The organism is Aureimonas endophytica (genome assembly GCF_014642635.1).
GTDB classification, from domain to species: Bacteria; Pseudomonadota; Alphaproteobacteria; order Rhizobiales; family Rhizobiaceae; genus Plantimonas; species Plantimonas endophytica.
On record NZ_BMIQ01000002.1, the window covers coordinates 222,153 to 239,084 of the forward strand.

General features: G+C 68.4%; 13 protein-coding genes and 1 tRNA gene. 5 read left to right on the forward strand and 9 right to left on the reverse strand.

All coding sequences use genetic code 11. The annotated features are described in order from the left end of the window. Positions 1 to 43: 43 nt before the first annotated feature. The 5 genes from zwf to IEY14_RS07390 form a co-directional block, all read right to left on the reverse strand. Positions 44 to 1,519: a glucose-6-phosphate dehydrogenase gene (gene zwf, locus IEY14_RS07370; protein WP_188907581.1), complete on the reverse strand. Its 1,476-nt coding sequence runs from the start codon at positions 1,517 to 1,519 to the stop codon at positions 44 to 46. Between the two features lie 121 nt (positions 1,520 to 1,640). Then, positions 1,641 to 4,223 carry an HWE histidine kinase domain-containing protein gene (locus IEY14_RS07375; RefSeq protein WP_244639376.1) on the reverse strand — a complete coding sequence of 861 codons (2,583 nt, stop codon included), beginning with the start codon at positions 4,221 to 4,223 and terminating at the stop codon, positions 1,641 to 1,643. Then, positions 4,220 to 4,861, reverse strand: coding sequence for a biliverdin-producing heme oxygenase (locus tag IEY14_RS07380; protein ID WP_188907582.1), 642 nt, complete (start codon positions 4,859 to 4,861; stop codon positions 4,220 to 4,222). The genes IEY14_RS07375 and IEY14_RS07380 overlap by 4 nt, the downstream gene beginning before the upstream one ends. 61 nt (positions 4,862 to 4,922) lie before the next feature. Further along, positions 4,923 to 6,209: an NAD(P)/FAD-dependent oxidoreductase gene (locus tag IEY14_RS07385; protein WP_188907583.1), complete on the reverse strand. Its 1,287-nt coding sequence runs from the start codon at positions 6,207 to 6,209 to the stop codon at positions 4,923 to 4,925. After that, a complete protein-coding gene (locus IEY14_RS07390; protein ID WP_188907584.1) occupies positions 6,209 to 7,684 on the reverse strand; it encodes a glutamine synthetase family protein in 1,476 nt (491 codons plus the stop codon). The genes IEY14_RS07385 and IEY14_RS07390 overlap by 1 nt, the downstream gene beginning before the upstream one ends. 238 nt (positions 7,685 to 7,922) lie before the next feature. On the opposite strand from IEY14_RS07390, the gene IEY14_RS07395 reads away from it, so the two are divergent. The 3 genes from IEY14_RS07395 to IEY14_RS07405 all read left to right on the forward strand — a co-directional run bounded on the left by IEY14_RS07395 (position 7,923) and on the right by IEY14_RS07405 (position 9,924). Beyond that, a complete protein-coding gene (locus IEY14_RS07395) occupies positions 7,923 to 8,714 on the forward strand; it encodes an aspartyl/asparaginyl beta-hydroxylase domain-containing protein (protein WP_188907585.1) in 792 nt (263 codons plus the stop codon). 32 nt (positions 8,715 to 8,746) lie between these two features. Further along, on the forward strand, positions 8,747 to 9,268 hold the full coding sequence (locus IEY14_RS07400) for a GNAT family N-acetyltransferase (RefSeq protein WP_188907586.1): 522 nt from the start codon (positions 8,747 to 8,749) through the stop codon (positions 9,266 to 9,268). 230 nt (positions 9,269 to 9,498) lie between these two features. After that, positions 9,499 to 9,924 carry a response regulator gene (locus tag IEY14_RS07405; RefSeq protein WP_244639377.1) on the forward strand — a complete coding sequence of 142 codons (426 nt, stop codon included), beginning with the start codon at positions 9,499 to 9,501 and terminating at the stop codon, positions 9,922 to 9,924. Positions 9,925 to 9,940: 16 nt separating this feature from the next. Here the strand turns inward: IEY14_RS07405 and IEY14_RS07410 are convergent, their stop codons facing one another. The 4 genes from IEY14_RS07410 to IEY14_RS07425 all read right to left on the reverse strand — a co-directional run bounded on the left by IEY14_RS07410 (position 9,941) and on the right by IEY14_RS07425 (position 15,867). Continuing rightward, positions 9,941 to 13,483, reverse strand: a complete 3,543-nt coding sequence (locus tag IEY14_RS07410; protein ID WP_188907587.1) for a CheR family methyltransferase — start codon at positions 13,481 to 13,483, stop codon at positions 9,941 to 9,943. A gap of 210 nt (positions 13,484 to 13,693) precedes the next feature. Then, positions 13,694 to 14,704, reverse strand: coding sequence for a chemotaxis protein CheB (locus tag IEY14_RS07415; protein WP_188907588.1), 1,011 nt, complete (start codon positions 14,702 to 14,704; stop codon positions 13,694 to 13,696). A 150-nt stretch (positions 14,705 to 14,854) separates the two neighbouring features. Next, on the reverse strand, positions 14,855 to 15,505 hold the full coding sequence (locus tag IEY14_RS07420) for a PAS domain-containing protein (RefSeq protein ID WP_188907589.1): 651 nt from the start codon (positions 15,503 to 15,505) through the stop codon (positions 14,855 to 14,857). Between the two features lie 272 nt (positions 15,506 to 15,777). Then, positions 15,778 to 15,867 (reverse strand) — tRNA-Ser (locus tag IEY14_RS07425). A 241-nt stretch (positions 15,868 to 16,108) separates the two neighbouring features. Between IEY14_RS07425 and rplU the strand changes: the two genes are divergently transcribed. Together rplU and rpmA are read left to right on the forward strand one after the other, a co-directional pair. Then, on the forward strand, positions 16,109 to 16,549 hold the full coding sequence (gene rplU / locus IEY14_RS07430; protein WP_188907590.1) for a 50S ribosomal protein L21: 441 nt from the start codon (positions 16,109 to 16,111) through the stop codon (positions 16,547 to 16,549). A 112-nt stretch (positions 16,550 to 16,661) separates the two neighbouring features. Then, the gene (rpmA, locus tag IEY14_RS07435; RefSeq protein ID WP_188907591.1) at positions 16,662 to 16,928 is read left to right on the forward strand and encodes a 50S ribosomal protein L27; all 267 of its coding nucleotides are present in this window, start codon (positions 16,662 to 16,664) and stop codon (positions 16,926 to 16,928) included. Positions 16,929 to 16,932: the final 4 nt, after the last annotated feature.

Consider the following 16,932-nt stretch of genomic DNA (forward strand, 5'->3'; position numbering starts at 1 on the left):
GGGCGTGGCGGCGCGGCCAAGGGGCCGGGCCGCCGCGCGGATGTCATTCCGGCTCGTGCCAGGTCCGGCCGTCGCGCTCGATCAGCGCGATGGAGCTCGACGGGCCCCAGGTGCCGGAGGTGTAGCCCTGCGGCTTCATCGCGAGGTCTTCCCAGGACTTCAGGATCGGATCGACCCAGCGCCAGGCCGCCTCGACCTCGTCGCGCCGCATGAACAGCGTCTGGTTGCCGCGGATCACGTCCATCAGCAGGCGCTCGTAGGCGTCGGGATTGCGCGCCGAGAAGGAGGAGGCGAAGGTCATGTCCAGCGGCACGTGGCGCAGGCGCATGCCGCCCGGGCCCGGATCCTTGATCATCAGCCATTGCCGGATGCCCTCGTCGGGCTGGAGACGGATGACGAGCTGGTTCTGCTGCACCGCGCCGGCGGAGGCCTCGAAGATCGAATGCGGGATCGAGCGGAAGGTGACGACGATTTCCGACATGCGCTGCGTCAGCCGCTTGCCGGTGCGCAGGTAGAAGGGCACGCCGGCCCAGCGCCAGTTGCCGATCTCCGCCTTGATCGCGACGAAGGTCTCCGTGTCGCTCGGGCTGCCGAGATCCTCCAGATAGCCCTTCACCGCGCCGCCCGCCGAGGCGCCGGCGCGATACTGGCCGCGCACGGTGCGGCTCTCGACATTGCCGGCGTCGATCGGCGTCAGGGCGCGCAGAACCTTCAGCTTCTCGTCGCGCAGCGCGTCCGCCGTCATGGCCGAGGGCGGCTCCAGCGCCACGAGGCAGAGGAGCTGCAGGATATGGTTCTGCACCATGTCGCGCAGCGCGCCGGCCTTGTCGTAATAGGTGACGCGCCCTTCGAGGCCGACGGATTCGGCGACCGTGATCTGGACATGGTCGATATGGGTCGAGTTCCAGATCGGCTCGTAGAGGGCGTTGGCGAAGCGCAGCGCCATCAGGTTCTGCACCGTCTCCTTGCCGAGATAGTGGTCGATGCGGAAGATCTGGTCCTCGCGGAAATGGCGGCCGAGGACGGCGTTCAGCTCGTTGGCCGAATCGAGATCGCGGCCGACCGGCTTCTCGACCACGAGGCGCGTCTTGTCGTTGGACAGGCCCTTCTCGGCAATATGGGTGGCGATGTCGCCGAAGATCGCCGGGCTGACGGCGAGATAGAAGGCGCGGATGCGCTCGCCGCCCGCCTCGTCGAGCAGGGCGCGCAGCGCGTCCCAGCCATGGTCGGACCGGGCGTCGACCTCGCAATAATGGAGGCGCGACAGGAAGCGGGCGACGGCCTCCTCCTCGAGATGCGCCTCGCCGACGTGATCCTCCAGCGCCTTGCGCGCGAAGGTGCGGTAGTCCTCGTCGGAAACGGGGCTGCGCGAGGCGCCGATGATGCGCGACTCCGCCGGAATCTGGCCGTCGCGGTCGCGATGATAGAGGGCCGGCAGCAGCTTGCGTTCCGCGAGGTCGCCGCTTCCGCCGAAGACGACATAGTCGAACGGCTCGACCGGGATGATCTGGCTGGACATCGAACCCTTTCCTGCGAAGCCGAAGCACCGAGCAGCGACTCGACGCTCTAATCTAATCGATTAAAAAACGCCAGCGCTTCCACCGCACGCCTTTCGGTGGTCCTTTTCGCCGGACTGCGGCCTATCGCGCAAGGGCCTCTTGCACCGCAGCGAGAAGCTGGTCGGTCGAGAAGGGCTTTTTGATCGTCCGAATATGCTCCGCGCCGCGCGGCAGGTCGATCTGCTCGCCGTAGCCGGTGGCGAAGACGAAGGGAATCCGGCGCTCGTTGAGATTGGCGACGAGGGGGAAGCTCGTTTCCGAGCCGAGATTGACGTCGAGCAGGGCGAAGTCGATTCGCTCCTCGGCGAGGATCTTGCGCGCCTCGGCGACGCTGGCGGCCATGAAGACCTGCTCCATGCCGCAGCCGGCGAGCATCTGCTCGGCGTCGAGCGAGATGAGCATGTTGTCCTCGACGAGAAGGGCGTTGGTGCCGGCGAGCGAGGGCGCCTCCGTCCGCGGCAGGGCCTCGATCGCGTCGAGAATGTCCGGCTCGCGCCGCCGCGCCGTGCGGTCGAGATGGAAGACCGTCGGCGGCAGCAGGAAGTCGGCTTCGAGGCCGCCGAGCGCGTAGCGCACCCGCGCCTCGCCGTGAAGGTCGTGCGGGATCGAGCGCTCGATGATGGTCGAGCCGAAGCCACGCCGGCTCGGCGGCTGCACCGGCGGGCCGCCATGCTCGCGCCAGGCGATGGCGCAGGCCTCGTCCGCGTCGATCGACCAGGTGACGTCGATCGAGCCGGACGAGTCCGACAGCGCGCCGTATTTCGCCGAATTCGTCACCAGCTCGTGGAAGACCAGCGCCAGCGTCGAGAAGGTCTTGGCCTCGACGAAGACGTCCGGCCCGGACAGGCGCACGCGGCTCGCCTTGTTGGCGATATAGGCCGAGACCTCGGTGGTGATGACGTCGGCGAGGCGGGTCGCCGCCGCGTTGTCGCTGGTGATCTGGTCATGGGCGCGTGCCAGGGCCTGGATGCGCCCGCCGATGATGCGGGCGAAGCCGTCGACCGTGTTGGCGCCGGGCTTGGACTGCGTGACGATCGCCCGGATGAGGCTGAGGATGTTGCGCACCCGGTGATTGAGCTCGGCGATCAGGAGTTCCTGGCGCTGCGTCGCCAGGCTCTGCTGGCGCTCGGTCTCCTCGTTGAAGCGCAGCAGGATCTCGAGGATCGAGACGCGCAGCGCCTCGGCGGCCTTGAGATCGGAATCCGTCCAGGCGCGGCTGCGGCCGCGCACGGTTTCCTGCCAGGCCTCGAAGCTCTTGCGCGGGGTGAGGCGCGGGCCGTTCGGCCCGATCTTCATCTCTTTCGCGGCTTTGGGGTCGCCCGCCCATTTGACGGTGCTGACGAGCTCCTGCCGGAAGAACAGGATGTAGTCGCGCGGCGAGCGCGAGATCGGAATTGCGAGGACGCCGGCGCCGCGATCGGCGAAGTCGGCGGCCGGCGGATAGACCGCCGCGAGCTCGGACGAGGCGTAGACGCGGCTCGCCGCCGCGCGGTTGAGGAAGCGGGCGAGGCCCGGCAGTTCGTCGGCGGTCGGCGCGCGGCCCGAACCATGCGCCTCGCCCTTCGACCAGACGACGAGCCCGTCGCAGGCGATGATCTCGCGCAGCTCGTCGGAGAAGTCGGCCAGCGCCTCCATGCTGTTGGTGGTGGCGACGATCTTGCCGATCAGCCGGTCGTGCAGCTGGCGGACCGCTTCCTCCGTCGTGCGCCGCTCCTTGTAGATCCGGCCCTCGATGATGAGGGCGACCATCTGGCCGAAGAGCTCGGTGGCGGCGCGCAGCTCCATCGAAAGCTGGCGTGGCGCGTAGTGGTGAAGCGCGAAGAGGCCCCAGAGCTTACCGTCGATCACGACCGAGATCGAGAAGGAGGCGGCGACGCCCATGTTGCGCAGGTATTCGATATGGATCGGCGAGACGCTGCGCAGCACCGAAAGCGACAGGTCGATCGGCTGGCCGTAAGGATCGCTCGCCGGGACGATCGGCACGGGCGTCGCGCCGACATCGGCGATGATGCGCGTCTGGTTGCGGATATAGAGCTGGCGCGCCTGGCGCGGAATGTCCGTCGCCGGATAGTTGAGGCCGAGGAAGGGTTCCCGGCCGGAGCGCACGGATTCGGCGATCACCTCGCCCGAGCCGCTTTCGGCGAAGCGGTAGAGCATGACGCGATCGAAGCCGGTGATGCCGCGCAGCTGGCGCACGCTTTCGCGGAAGAGCTGGGTGAGGTCGCCGGTCTTCTGGATCCGGGCGATCATGCTCTTCACCAGCGCGCCGGGATTGACCGTCTGTGTCGTGTCGGTCGGTTCGGCCTCGATGATGATCGAGGCGCCGGAGACATGCACCGCGATGTCGAAGAAGGTGTTCTTGCCGAGAAGGTCGCAGCCGAAGAGCCGCTCCGAGCCGTCATGCGAGGCGATGACCTGGAGCCGGCCGCGGATCGAATGGATCGCCGCCGTCGGGAAGATCGCCGACAGGGGCTCGCCCGGCAGATGGTCGGGCGAGACGTCGAGATAGTCGCCGATATTGGCGGAGACGTGCTGGATCAGCCAGTCCATCGACACGGCGACGAGAAAGCCGAAGGGCTGCACCGTGCCGAGGAGATGGATCGGCTCGCGATCGCAGTTGGACAGATCGACCGGCTCGTCCAGGGGGTGCGGTTCCGCGGTCAAATCACTCGCATTCCGTTCTGAGCCCTGTCGGCGGTCCGCATGGCTTCGAGAAAATAGTCGAACGTCCGGTTCGCGGCGTCCACCGCCCGGTCGCTATCCGCTCCGGTCGCGACGAGCATCTCCGCCGCGTCGAGAAAGGCTCGGAAACGGGTGGGCTGGCCCGCCGCCTCGAGAAAGGACGTCGCGATGGCGGACGGCTTCCCGTCCTCCTCGGCGGCGCGAAGACGTTTCAGGATGAGCCGGGCCCCCAGTCGCGATCCTTCGAGGACATAGGTGACCCCCACCGCTTCGGCAATCGAGGGGCGCGGCAGCGGGAAAGGGGAAACGACGATTGGTCGCAGCTTCATGGCCGCGAGATCGCGGCGCGCGGCCTCGTGGCGGAAGGCCGCCGCGCCGTCGCCGAAATGCCGGAAGACGCCGCTCGCGGCGAGAAGGGGCTCGATCGCGCCGAGGCAGGCCTCGTTGACGATCAGGAAGCGCGCATAGTCACCGCCGCCGCCGTCCGGCTCGCCGATCCGGGCGAAGCCGGCATCCAGACGCTCGTGCGCGAGGCGCGTTTCCAGGCGCAGCCGATGACGGAGGCCCGTCCCGGGCTCGGGCTCTTGGCCACGGGTCGCGGCCGGCGAAGGATCGAACATGAGCCGGCAGTAGCAGTTTTTCCCTGCCGCTTCCAAGGGATGGGGGCGGCGCCGCGTGCCCTCAGAGCCGGTCGCGCAGCGCGAACCAGGACATGGCGAGGAAAAGGATCGGCGCGCGGAGACGCCGGCCGCCCGGAAAGGCGCTGATCTTCAAATCTTCGAGAAGCTTCAGGCGATCGCGATTGCCGGTCACGCGTTCGGCATAGAGCCGCCCGGCGAAGTTCGCCAGCATCACGCCATGGCCCGAATAGCCGCCGATGGCGGTGATGCCGGGCGCGACGGCGCGGATATAGGGCATCCGCTCCATCGTGATGCCGACCGAGCCGCCCCAGGCATGGGTCAGCGGCACGGCGCCGATCTGCGGGAAGATCTCGGCGATCTGCCGGCCGATATCGCCGGCGATGTCGCCGACGGCCGAGGTATAGGTCTCGCGTCCGCCGAAGAGCAGCCGGTTGTCCGGCGTCTTGCGGAAATAGCGCACGACGAAGCGCGAGTCGTCGACGGATTCCCCGCCCGGCAGCACGTCCGTCCCGGCGGGCAGCGGTTCCGTCGCGCCGATGAAGGAGCGGATGGGCATGATGTGGCGCGCCGCCTCGCCGCTGATCGCCCCCCCATGCGCGTTGGTCGCGAGGAGCGCCCGCTCGGCCCTGACCGTGCCGTGCGCCGTCCGCGCCTCGACGCGGCCGCCGACATTTCGCAGCGACAGGACGGGCGTCGCCTCGAAGAGCTTGGCGCCCGCGCCGGCCGCCACCTTTCCCGCGCCGACGAGAAGCTTCAGCGGGTGGAGATGGCCGGTGCCCATGTCGCGCATGCCGCCGAAATAGCGCGCCGAGCCGAGCCGCCCGGCGGTCTCGGCCGCGTCCATGAAGGTCGCATGCGGATAGCCGAAGCGTGTCGCCAGCGCCTCCTGATGGGTGCGATAATCGGCGACGTAACGCTTCTTGTGGGCGACGGAGAGCTGGCCCGGCCGGTAGTCGATGTCGATCGCATGGGTCGCGGCGAAGTCGAGGAGATGGGTCTTCGCCTCCTCGGCGAGATCGAACAGCGCTTTCGCCCGGTCGAAGCCGTAATGTTTTTCCAGCTCCTCCGGCCATTGCCGCTGGCCGGTGCCGAGCTGGCCGCCATTGCGGCCCGAGGCGCCGTCGCCGAGGCGATGGGCCTCGAGAAGCGCGACTGAGACGCCGCGCGCCGCGAGATGCGCGGCCGCCGACAGGCCGGTGAAGCCGCCGCCGACGATCACGACGTCGGCGGCCAGATCGCCCTCCAGCGCCGGATAGGCCGGCCGGTCCGGCACCGAATCCTCGTACCAGGACCGGCCGGGCGAGATGGGGGACTGATAGGCCGCCATCAGACTTGCAGAAGCAGGTATTCGCGCTCCCAGGGGCTGATCACCTGCATGAAGGTCTCGAACTCGCCCCGCTTGATGCCGGCATAGGTGCCGACGAATTCGCGGCTGAAGACGTCGTGGAAGGCGACCTCGGCCTCGAAGGCGGCGACCGCCTCCAGGAGGCCGCGCGGCAGCGAGATCTCGCCGCTCTCGTTCACGGTGCGGTCGGTCGGCTGGTCGGGCTCGATCGCGTTGACGATGCCGAGATAGCCGCAGGCCAGCGAGGCGGCGAGCGCAAGATAGGGATTGGCGTCGGAAGAGGGCAGGCGGTTCTCGACGCGCCGCGCCGACGGGTCGGAGGTCGGGATGCGGAAGGCCGTGGTGCGGTTGTCGTAGCCCCAGGCATTGTTGGTCGGCGCCGACATGCCATAGGTCAGGCGGCGATAGGAGTTCACGTAGGGCGCCATCATCACCAGCGCCGCCGGCACGTAGCGCTGCATGCCGCCGATGAAGCGGTAGAATTCCGGCGAGGGCGAACCGTCTTCCTGCGAGAAGATGTTGCGGCCGCTGTCGATCTCGACCACCGACTGGTGGATGTGCATGGCCGAGCCCGGCTGGCCCTGGATGGGCTTGGCCATGAAGGTGGCGTAGATGCCCTGGCCCATCGCCGCCTCGCGGATGGTGCGCTTGAACATGAACACCTGGTCGGCGAGTTCCACCGGATGGCCGTGGCGCAGGTTGATCTCGAGCTGGGCCGCGCCGTCCTCGTGGATCAGCGTGTCGATCTCCAGACCCTGCGCGTCGGAATAATGGTAGATGTCGTCGATGAGCTCGTCGAACTCGTTGACGCCGCCGATCGAATAGGCCTGTCCGCCCTGGATCTGACGGCCCGAGCGGCCGATCGGCGGCACGAGCGGATAGTCGGGATCGACATTCTTCGAGACGAGATAGAACTCGATCTCCGGGGCGACGATCGGCCGCCAGCCGCGCTCCTCGTAGAGGGCGAGCACCCGCTTCAGCACGTTGCGCGGCGTATAGGCGACCGCCTGGCCCTGCGTGTCGACGAGGTCGCAGATCACCTGCGCCGTCGGGTCGGTCTCCCAGGGCACGGCCGAGAGGGTCGAGAGATCGGGCACGAGCTTCAGGTCGCCGTCGTTCGGCGAATAGCGGAACTCGCCCGATTCCTCCGGATATTCGCCCGAGATCGTGTGCATGAAGAGGGCGGAGGGCAGGGCGAGCGAGGTGTTGCCGGTGAATTTCTTGGCCGGCATCATCTTGCCGCGCGGCACGCCTGCGAGATCGGGCGTGATGCATTCCACATCCTCGATGGCGCGCACGCGCAGCCAGTCCGCCGCCTCGTCCATCGAGCGCACGCCGCGCCGGGAATCGAGGAAGCCGCGCCGCTCGTCCGCCGCCGGCAGGGCGGGCGCCGGATCGCGCTTCGGATTGGCGGCCGTGCCGACCGGCGTCGCCTCCTTGGCGGGCGGCGGCGGCATCGGACCCTTCGGACGATCGATCCTGCCCGGCGACTTCGGGCGCGACGACTTCGGTCTCGACTGGTCGGACATGCAATCCTGCGTGACATGGTGGTGCGCGCGAACCATAGCCGAGCCCCGATCGCGAGGAAAGGCGGCCGTTGCGCCATGCTCGCGCCATGCCGCCTGTGTCTGCCGCTTGACGCGCGGCGTTCCGAAGCGCAGGCCAGCGCGCAAAACTTGAGTGAAAGCGACGAAGATGGACCAACGGGTTCAACAGAAGGCCAAGACGCAGGGGATCGAGGACACGATGTCGGGCGGCAGCGCTGTGGCGCGGGCCGTGATGCGGATGGTGGAGGGCGCCGAGCGGCTGAACCTGCGCCATTCGGCGATCGGCAACCCGCCGGTCTATCCGACCGACACCTTTCCCTGGGCCCGCGAGGTCGAGGCCGAATGGCGGCTGATCCGGGCCGAGCTCGATCGCATCCTGGTGCGCCGCGAGGAACTGCCGGCCTTCCACGAGATCTCCTCGGAAGTGCGCTCGATCTCCTCCGACCGGAACTGGAAGACCTTCTTCCTCTGCGGCTACGGCATCAAGTCGGAGGAGGCGATCCGCCAATGCCCCGAGACCTGGCGCATCCTCCAGAAGATTCCCGGCCTGAAATCGGCGATGTTCTCGATCTTCGAGCCCGGCAAGCATCTGCCGCCGCATCGCGGCCCCTATAACGGCGTGCTGCGCTTCCATCTCGGCCTCATCGTGCCGCCGGAGCCGGAGAAGATCGCCATCCGCGTCGAGAACGAGCTCTGCCATTGGGAAGAGGGCAAGGCGCTGATCTTCGACGACGCCTACGAGCACGAGGCCTGGAACCATTCGGATCAAGTGCGGGTCGTGCTCTTCGTCGATTTCGAGAAGCCGCTGACCTTCCCGGCCAATCTCACCAACAAGGCGATCCTCAACCTCGCGATGTTCACGCCCTTCATCCGCGAGGGTTACAAGGCGCACAAGTCGTGGGAGAAGATGTTCTACGGCGCGGGTCGCATGCATCGCTGACCCGGCCGCCGGGCTTTGCGGGGGAGGGCGCGATGGAGGAGCCGGTCTGGCGCGAGATGCGGGACGCCGATCTCGCAGGCGTGGAAACGCTCGGCAACCGCATCCATCCCGGCCTGACCGAGCGGCCGGAGGTCTTCGCGGATCGGCTCGCGCTCTTTCCGCAGGGCTGCCAGGTCCTCGCCACGGCGACGACGATCGAGGGCTATGCCATTTCCCACCCGGCGCGGCTCTTCGATCCGCCGCCGCTCGACACGGTGCTCGGCCGCCTGCCGGACGATGCCGACGGCTACTACATCCACGACGTGGTGGTGGCGCCGCATCTGCGCGGCGCCGGCCATGCGCGCATCGGCGTCTACCATGCGCTGGATGCCGGCGCCGCCTTTCGCGAGACGGCGCTGATCGCCGTCTACGGCACGATGCCCTTCTGGCAGCGCTTCGGCTTCGCCGACCGCACGGGCGGCATCCGGCCCGAGAAGCTCGCGCCCTACGGGCCGGAGGCCCGCTACATGGTCCGGCGCAAGAGCGCGGTGGAGTTCACGCCCCGGGCCGGCTGAAGGCGAAGGCGCGGGCCGGCGGGTGCCGCCGCCCTTCTCCCGGCTTTTATGCTAGCCGGTTGCCGATCGGCGGCGCGCCCGAAACGCGGCGCGGCGCGGCGAAGGGCGTCCTTCGCGCGACGATCGCGACGATCGATAGGTTGCTGTGCTTCAACGGCTAAGAGCTAAGTCGTTGTATTCGCATGCTGTGATGTCTGAATGCCCGGAGCCGACATGCGGAGGGCCGTCTCATGATCACGACGAGCGACGATGACGCTCTTTCGTCGGCCGCGACGGTCATCGATCGGGAGAAGCCGTCGCGGAAGAGCATGCTGCGCGGCAAGCGCATCCTGATCGTCGAGGACGAGTTCTACATCGCCGACAGCCTCGCGATGGACTTCGCCGATCTCGGCGCCGAGATCGTCGGGCCGGCCGCCTCCATCGACGAGGCTTTCGAGCTTCTCGGCACGGGCGAGACGGTCGACTGGGCCGTGCTCGACATCAATGTCCAGGGCGCGATGATCTACCCGCTGGCGGCGGCGCTGCGCCGTCTCGGCCTGCCCTTCGTCTTCGCCACGGGCTATGATCACTGGATGATCCCGGCCGACTACCAGTCCGTGCCGATCTGCCAGAAGCCGGTCGATCCGGCGAGCGTCGCGCGGCTGCTCGCGCGCTGAAGGGCGCGCGGGCGCCTCAGCTCTCGATCGGCAGGTCGATGGTGCAATGCACCCCGTCGGGACCGATCTCGTAGGTGGTCTCCGCCTTCAGCTGGTAGGGAAGCGCGCGCTCGATCAGCTCGCGGCCATAGCCGCCGCCCTCGGCCGGCGCGTTCGGCATCGGCAGGCCGGTGACGCCGCTTTCGATCCATTCCACCCGCAGCCGCCGCTTCTGGCTCGCGGGATCGGTTTCCACGCGCCAGTTGACGGCCAGCTCGCCGTCCGGGGCGGCCAGCGCGCCATATTTGGTGGCGTTCGTCGCGAGCTCGTGGATGGCGAGGGCGATGGTCTGCACCGTGGCGGAGCGCAGCCGCACGCCCGCCGGCCCGTCCAGCCGGACGCGGCGCGACTGCGGCTCGGCCAGGGCGCCGCGCGCCGAGAGCTCGGTGTGGACGAGCTCGTCGAAGGTGACCCGCCGCCCTTCCTCCAGCCGGGACAGAAGCGCGTTGACGCGCGACAGCGCGCCGAGGCGCTCGCGGAACTGGAGGAGGAACTCGGTGAAGCCCGGGCTCGATTCGGCGGTCTTCTCCGCGATCGCCCGGACGACGCCGAGAAGATTGCGCGTGCGGTGCTGCAATTCGGCGAGCAGCACGCCCTGGCGCTCCTGCATCTGGCGCATCTCGTCGATATCGGTCGAGGTGCCGAGCCATTCCACAACCTTGCCGTCGTCGCCGAAGACCGGCATCGCCCGCGTCCGGAACCAGCGATAGGTGCGATCCTTGGCCTGGAAGATCCGGCCCTCCATTTCCAGCTGGCCGCTCGTCAGGGAGTCGCTCCAGGCGCGGCGCGCCCGTTCCCGGTCGTCGGGATGCACGGCGTTGATCCAGCCGAAGCCCCGGCTCTCCTCTTCCGACAGGCCGGTATAGAGCGACCATTGCATGCTCGCCCAGGTCCAGGCGCCGTCGCTGGAGCCTCGCCAGACGAGCTGCGGAATGCCCTCGGTGAGGGTGCGCAGCCGCTTCTCGCTTTCCTGGAGCGCCTGCTGCGCCTTTGTCAGCGGCGTGATGTTGGTGAAGGTGACGACGATGCCGCCGATGAAGTTGTCGACGCTGCGATAGGGCAGGACGCGCGCCATGTAGCGGGCGCCCGTCGTGCTCTCGACCTCGCGATCGACGCTGCCGAGCGTGCGCAGCACGCGGCGCACGTCGTCCTGGAGGTCGTCATAGGCGATGCGCGACTTGATATGGCCGATCGGCCGGCCGATATCGGTCTCCACCAGATGGAAGACCTCCGTCAGAGCCGGGGTGAAGTTCATCACCCGCAATTCGTTGTCGAGAAACACCGTCGCGATCTGGGTGCTTTCGAGGAAGTTCTTGAGGTCGCTGTTGGTGCGGGCGAGTTCCTGCACGCGATGCGCCAGCTCGCCATTGACCGTGGTCAGCTCCTCGTTGATCGACTGCAATTCCTCCTTCGAGGTTTCCAGCTCCTCGTTGGCCGATTGCAGCTCCTCGTTCAGCGACTGATATTCCTCGTTGGAGGATTTCAGTTCCTCGTTGGTGCTTTCCAGTTCCTCGACGGTGGCCTGGAGGCGTTCGTTCGCGACGCGCAGCTCGGCTTCCAGGCGCTGCACGCGCTCGTCCTGGCGCGGAAGCTCGCCGCCATCGGCGGCGCCGTCCGCAGCGAGCGGCTCGGCATCCTCCTTGAAGATCACGACGAAGCTGCGGGAGGAGGACTGCGTCTCCTCCACCGGCTCGACGATGATCCGCACGGTGCGCGACTGGCCGTTGGTGCCCATGCGCAGATTGCCGGCCTGCACCGGGCGGTTCTGCTCGGCCGCCTGGGTCAGCGCCATGCGCAGGTCGAGGCGCAGGTCGGGATGGACGAGATTGGGCAGGTTCAGGCTCGCCGCGCCGCCGGCCGGCTCGATGAAGCGGCCGGCGCGCCCGGAGAAATGCAGGACGTTGAACTGCGCGTCGACGATGGCGAAGGCCGGCGCATAGCGCTCGGCGATCCGCTCGGCCGTCCGCGACAGGCCGAATTCCAGCGGCGGATGACGCTTTTCCGACGCGGCCTCGCCGCCGACCCGGCGTTCCGTGGGCGTGAAGGGAAAGTCGGGCAGGATGCGTGTCGCCGTGTCGAGGCGGCGGAAGATGCGGAAGCGCGGCTCGATCGGCACGAAGAGATTGGCGTGGCGCGAGGCATTCTCGGAATTGCCGAGAAAAAGATAGCCGCCGGGCTTCAGCGCGAAATGGAAGAGGGGGATGATCCGGCTCTGCAATTCGGCGTCGAGATAGATCAGGAGATTGCGGCAGGACACGAGATCGAGGCGCGAGAAGGGCGCGTCCTTGATGACGCTGTGCTGGGAGAAGATGCACATCTCCCTGATGTCCTTCACGACGCAGTAGGTATTGCCTTCCTTGACGAACCAGCGCGCCAGCCGTTCGGGCGGGACGTCGCGGGCGATGTCGGCGCTGAAGCGCCCGACGCGCGCCGAGGCGAGCGCGCGCCCGTCGAGATCGCTGGCGAAGATCTGCACCTGCGGCACCTCGTCCAGCGTCGCCATGTGCTCGCGCAAGAGGATGGCGATCGAATAGGCCTCCTCGCCGGTGGAGCAGCCGATGACCCAGACCCGCAGCTGGTCGTCGCGCCGCTTGTCCTGGAAGAGCCTCGGGATGATCTGCGTTTCGAGGAGTTCGAACTCCTTCTTGTCGCGGAAGAACTGCGTCACCCCGATCAGGAGGTCGTTGAAGAGGTTCTGTGCCTCGTCGGGCTGGCCGCGCAGCACCTCGACATAATCGGCGACATCCTCGACCTGCGTCACCTGCATGCGGCGCTGGATGCGCCGGATGAAGGTGCCCGACTTGTAGCCGTGGAAATCGTGGCCGGTCTTCTGGCGCAGGAGCGTCACGATGCTGGCCATGGCGCCGGAGACCTCGCGCGTCAGGCTCTGGCCGGGCTCCCTTTGCCGCGACAGGCGCCGTCCATAGGCCATGACGCGATCGGCGAGCTCGTCGGGCGGCAGAAGGAAGTCGGCGAGCGCGGCGGGGCTCGAGCTCGTTTCCAGTTCGCCGCCGCGATGGCGCTCGGTCTCCTCCGCCAGCGTCAGGCCGCCGAGTTCCTTGATCGCCGTGAAGCCGAGCGTGCCGTCGTCGCCGGTCCCCTCGAACATCACGACGATGGCATGGCCATGTTCCTCGCGGGCGAGCGAGAGGAGAAGATTGTCGATCGTGCCGCGCGCGCCCGGCTCGCCCTCCGGCGGCGCCAGATGGAGCCGGCCGTCGGCGATGGTGGTCAAGACGTCGGGCGGGCTGAGATAGAGCCGGCCCGGCTCGATCCGCATGTCCTCGTGGACATTGACGAGCGTGTGGCCGGCCGCCGCGACGGCCTGCCGGAACGCCGCCTCGTCCAGGGCCTCGCGATGCTGGAAGACGAGGATCGCCGCCAGATGCTCGTCGAGGGACAGGCGGGCGAGGAAGCGCTCCAGCGACCCGGTCGCCGCCGCCGAGGCGCCGAGCGCCAGGATCGGCGTGAGGCCTGGCTCCGCCGCTTCCGATCCCTGGCCTCGGCCCTCGCTGTCCATCACGTCTCCCGCCCTTCGATCTCGCTCGGCGCATCGCGGCGCCGCCCCCGGCGAACACCGCGCGGCGTCCGCGCCTTTTCTGGCCCGCCGGCGGCGACCGTCGGAGCCGGCCCTTCGGCGGGCCGGTCCGAATCCCGCGCCGCAGGATAAAGGCTTCCCCATCGGGAGGCATCAGGGCTTCGGGCCGGTTTGGATAAAATTGATTCCCGGCTAAGGCTCCTCCTCCCCGCCCGGCGGCGCGGGCAGCGAGCGCAGCACGGCACGGCGGATCGTTTCGGCGTAGCGACGATATTCCCGGGCGCGCTCCTCGTACATCTCGGCAACGGCGGGCCGACCCGCCTCGCGACCTTCGCGCGCCATCTTCTCAACGAGTTCGGCGCGCTCGCCGATCACCCGCAGCGCCACCCGCAGCGCTTCGTCCACCGAGCCTTCCTGCTCCTTGGCGAGCGCCTCGCCGGTCAGCGCATGCCCGACCTGGCAGCGGAAGCGAAGCGGCTTGGCGTCGCGGATCGCCGACAGGACACCGCCGCATTGCGGGCAGGTGAGGGCGACGGGATCGGCGAAGCGCCGGAAGGCGTCGGGATCGATCCGCTCGCCGGCCGCGATGTCGACCTCCAGGCGCAGATCCGGCGGCACGGGCGGCATCGGACCGGCCGGCTGGGTGACGAGATCGGACAGGATGTCGCCGATCCGGGCGCTCCGCAGGGCGAAGTCGATCTCCACCGCCCGCATCGCGCCGAGCGGCATCTCGTCCGCCACCGCTTCCGCCGGGTCCTGGACGAGCGCCAGGCCGCCGCATTGCTTGATGGCGCGCAGCCCGGCGGCGCCGTCGTTGAGAAGGCCGCTGAGCAGGACGCCGACGACGCGCGGGCCGTAGCTCGCGGCGGCCGAGCGGAAGAGCGGGTCGATGGCCGGCCGCGCCATGTTCTCGCGCGGCCCGTGGCCGAGCCGGATGGCGCCCGGCTTGAGCAGCAGGTGATGGTCGGGCACGCCGAGATAGACGATGCCGGGTTCGATCGGCATGCCGTCGCTGACGGGCCTCACCGGCAGGCGCCCGGCGGCGGCGGCGACCGTGGCGAGAATGCCGAGGCTGCGGGCCGGAATGTGCAGGACGATGAAGACCGCCGCCGGCAGATCGGCGGGCAGGGCCGCGAGGATCGTCTTCAAGGGCGCCGTCGCGCCGGACGATCCGCCGATGACGACGATGTCGTGATGGGTCATGTCCCGTCCTCCCGAAAGGCGAATCGGCCACGGGCGGGTCGGTTCCGGCGGAAGGCGGGAAGATGCTTGGCCGGACCTTCCGGCGCGCCGGCCGGACGCTCGGCATTCGTACGGGCAGGGGGAGGGCGGCGGCCTTCCGGTCTTGCGTTCTCAGTGCGCCCCGGTGCCGAAGCGCAGGGCGCTCGCGCCTTCGGTCAGGCGGCGCCCGACATGAAGAAGCACCGCCTCGATCAGCTTGCGGGTGGCCGGATCGTCGTCGAGCGCGGTCTCGTCATAGGCTTCCATGAGGGAATTCGCGATCCGCACCAGGGTGTCGACCGACGTCGCCGAGAGCGTGTCGCCGACCAAGGGAAACGACCCTTGCGCCGCGTGCCGCTCCAGGGCCTCGACGAGGGCGTCGCGAAAGGCGGCGTGCAGGTGCGGCGCGAGGTCCTCGAAGCGCAGGAGCGGACGGGCGCGGGCGCGCGCCACGTCGTCGCCCACCAGTTCCCGGCTGGCGGCGATGAGGCGCGGCGGGCCGAGGCCGTCGCGGAACAGGGAGACGTGGTTCTCCACCCAGACGAGCTTGCCGGACGGGCGGACATAGCGCTTGCGGATGACAAAGGCCTCGCCGGTGAGGCGGAGCCGGTCGAGATCGGCGATATTGTGGCCGCGATCCTCGCGATAGGTCACGTCGAGCAGACTGCACGCTGTCAGTTCGGCCGAGGGCATCTGCAGCACTTCGCAGAAATTCGCGTCGACGCTGAGAAAGCGGCCGTCCTCATCCGTAAGGGCATGGCCAATCATGGACGAAACGGACACGGCGCCAGCTTCCCTTTGCTTGGGCCTATAGTCTCGTGCCCCGACGGATTTCCGTCAATCGACGCTAGGATAGTTTTCCGCGCGGACTTTGTCCAAGCCCCCGAACCGCTCCAGAACGCCGTCCGCCCCCAGCCGAGCCTTCCGTCGCGACCCCGTTCCTATTGCGCCAGGAAGCGATTAGGAAAAGAAACGACAGTCCCGATCGAAGAAGCGCGCAAGCCCCGACGGTAAGCGGGGCGATGTCGACTATCGGCGGAGTTGGGAGGAAGCGCTGGCGGAAAGGGGGGGATTCGAACCCCCGATACGGTTGCCCGTATGCCGCATTTCGAGTGCGGTGCGATCGACCACTCCGCCACCTTTCCGGGGCGGACATATCTTCGAAACGCGGGCGTCTGTCCAGATGCTTCCGCAACATTCTCGTCATTTCTTCGCGGGCGCCCCCGCCGGGGCGCGCCGCGTTGACGTTTCGTCGCGGCTGCGGTATCGCACACGCGGCCATTCGTGGGTCCGGCGCTCCTCCCTTCGCGCGCTCCGCCCCGGCCAAGCAAAACCATAAGAAGACGGCCCGGAACCCCTGTTCCGAGAGTCCGTGAAAGGACCGTAATGTTCGCAGTGATCAAGACGGGCGGCAAGCAGTACCGCGTCGCCGCCAATGACGAATTCACCATCGAGCGCATCGCCGGCGAGGCGGGCGACAGCGTCTCCTTCGCCGAGGTGCTGATGGTCGGCTCGACGATCGGCGCGCCCTTCGTGGCCGGCGCCACCGTCACCGCCGAGATCGTCGAGCAGACGCGCGGCCCGAAGGTGATCTCCTTCAAGAAGCGCCGCCGCCAGAATTCCAAGCGCACCCGCGGCCATCGCCAGGACCTGACGCTGGTCCGCATCGGCGAGATCCTGACGGACGGCCAGGCGCCGACCGCCAAGGCGAAGGCCGCGACGACCGAGGGCGCGGCCGAGGCCGGTGCCGACGAGGCGCCGCAGGCCGCCAAGCCGAAGGCCGCCCGCAAGCCGAAGGCCGAGGCTGCCGAGGCGACCGAGAACTGATCCGCGCCCCCAGGCGTTCCGACCCCTCCGCGGAGCGGGTCTTCACCGAGATTGAGCGAGCGCGTGCCCCGGCTTCGAGCGAGGGGCGTCGCGGTTCGAAGGAGACATAGAGATGGCACACAAGAAGGCAGGCGGTTCGTCCCGCAACGGTCGCGACTCCGAGTCCAAGCGCCTCGGCGTCAAGAAATCGGGTGGCCAGGCGGTCGTCCCGGGCAACATCATCGTGCGCCAGCGCGGCACGCGCTGGCACCCGGGCGCCGGTGTCGGCATGGGCACGGATCACACGATCTTCGCCACCGTCGAGGGTACCGTGACGTTCCGCAACAAGGCCAACCGAGCCTATATTTCGGTCATGCCGAAAGCCGCAGCCGCAGAGTGACCGG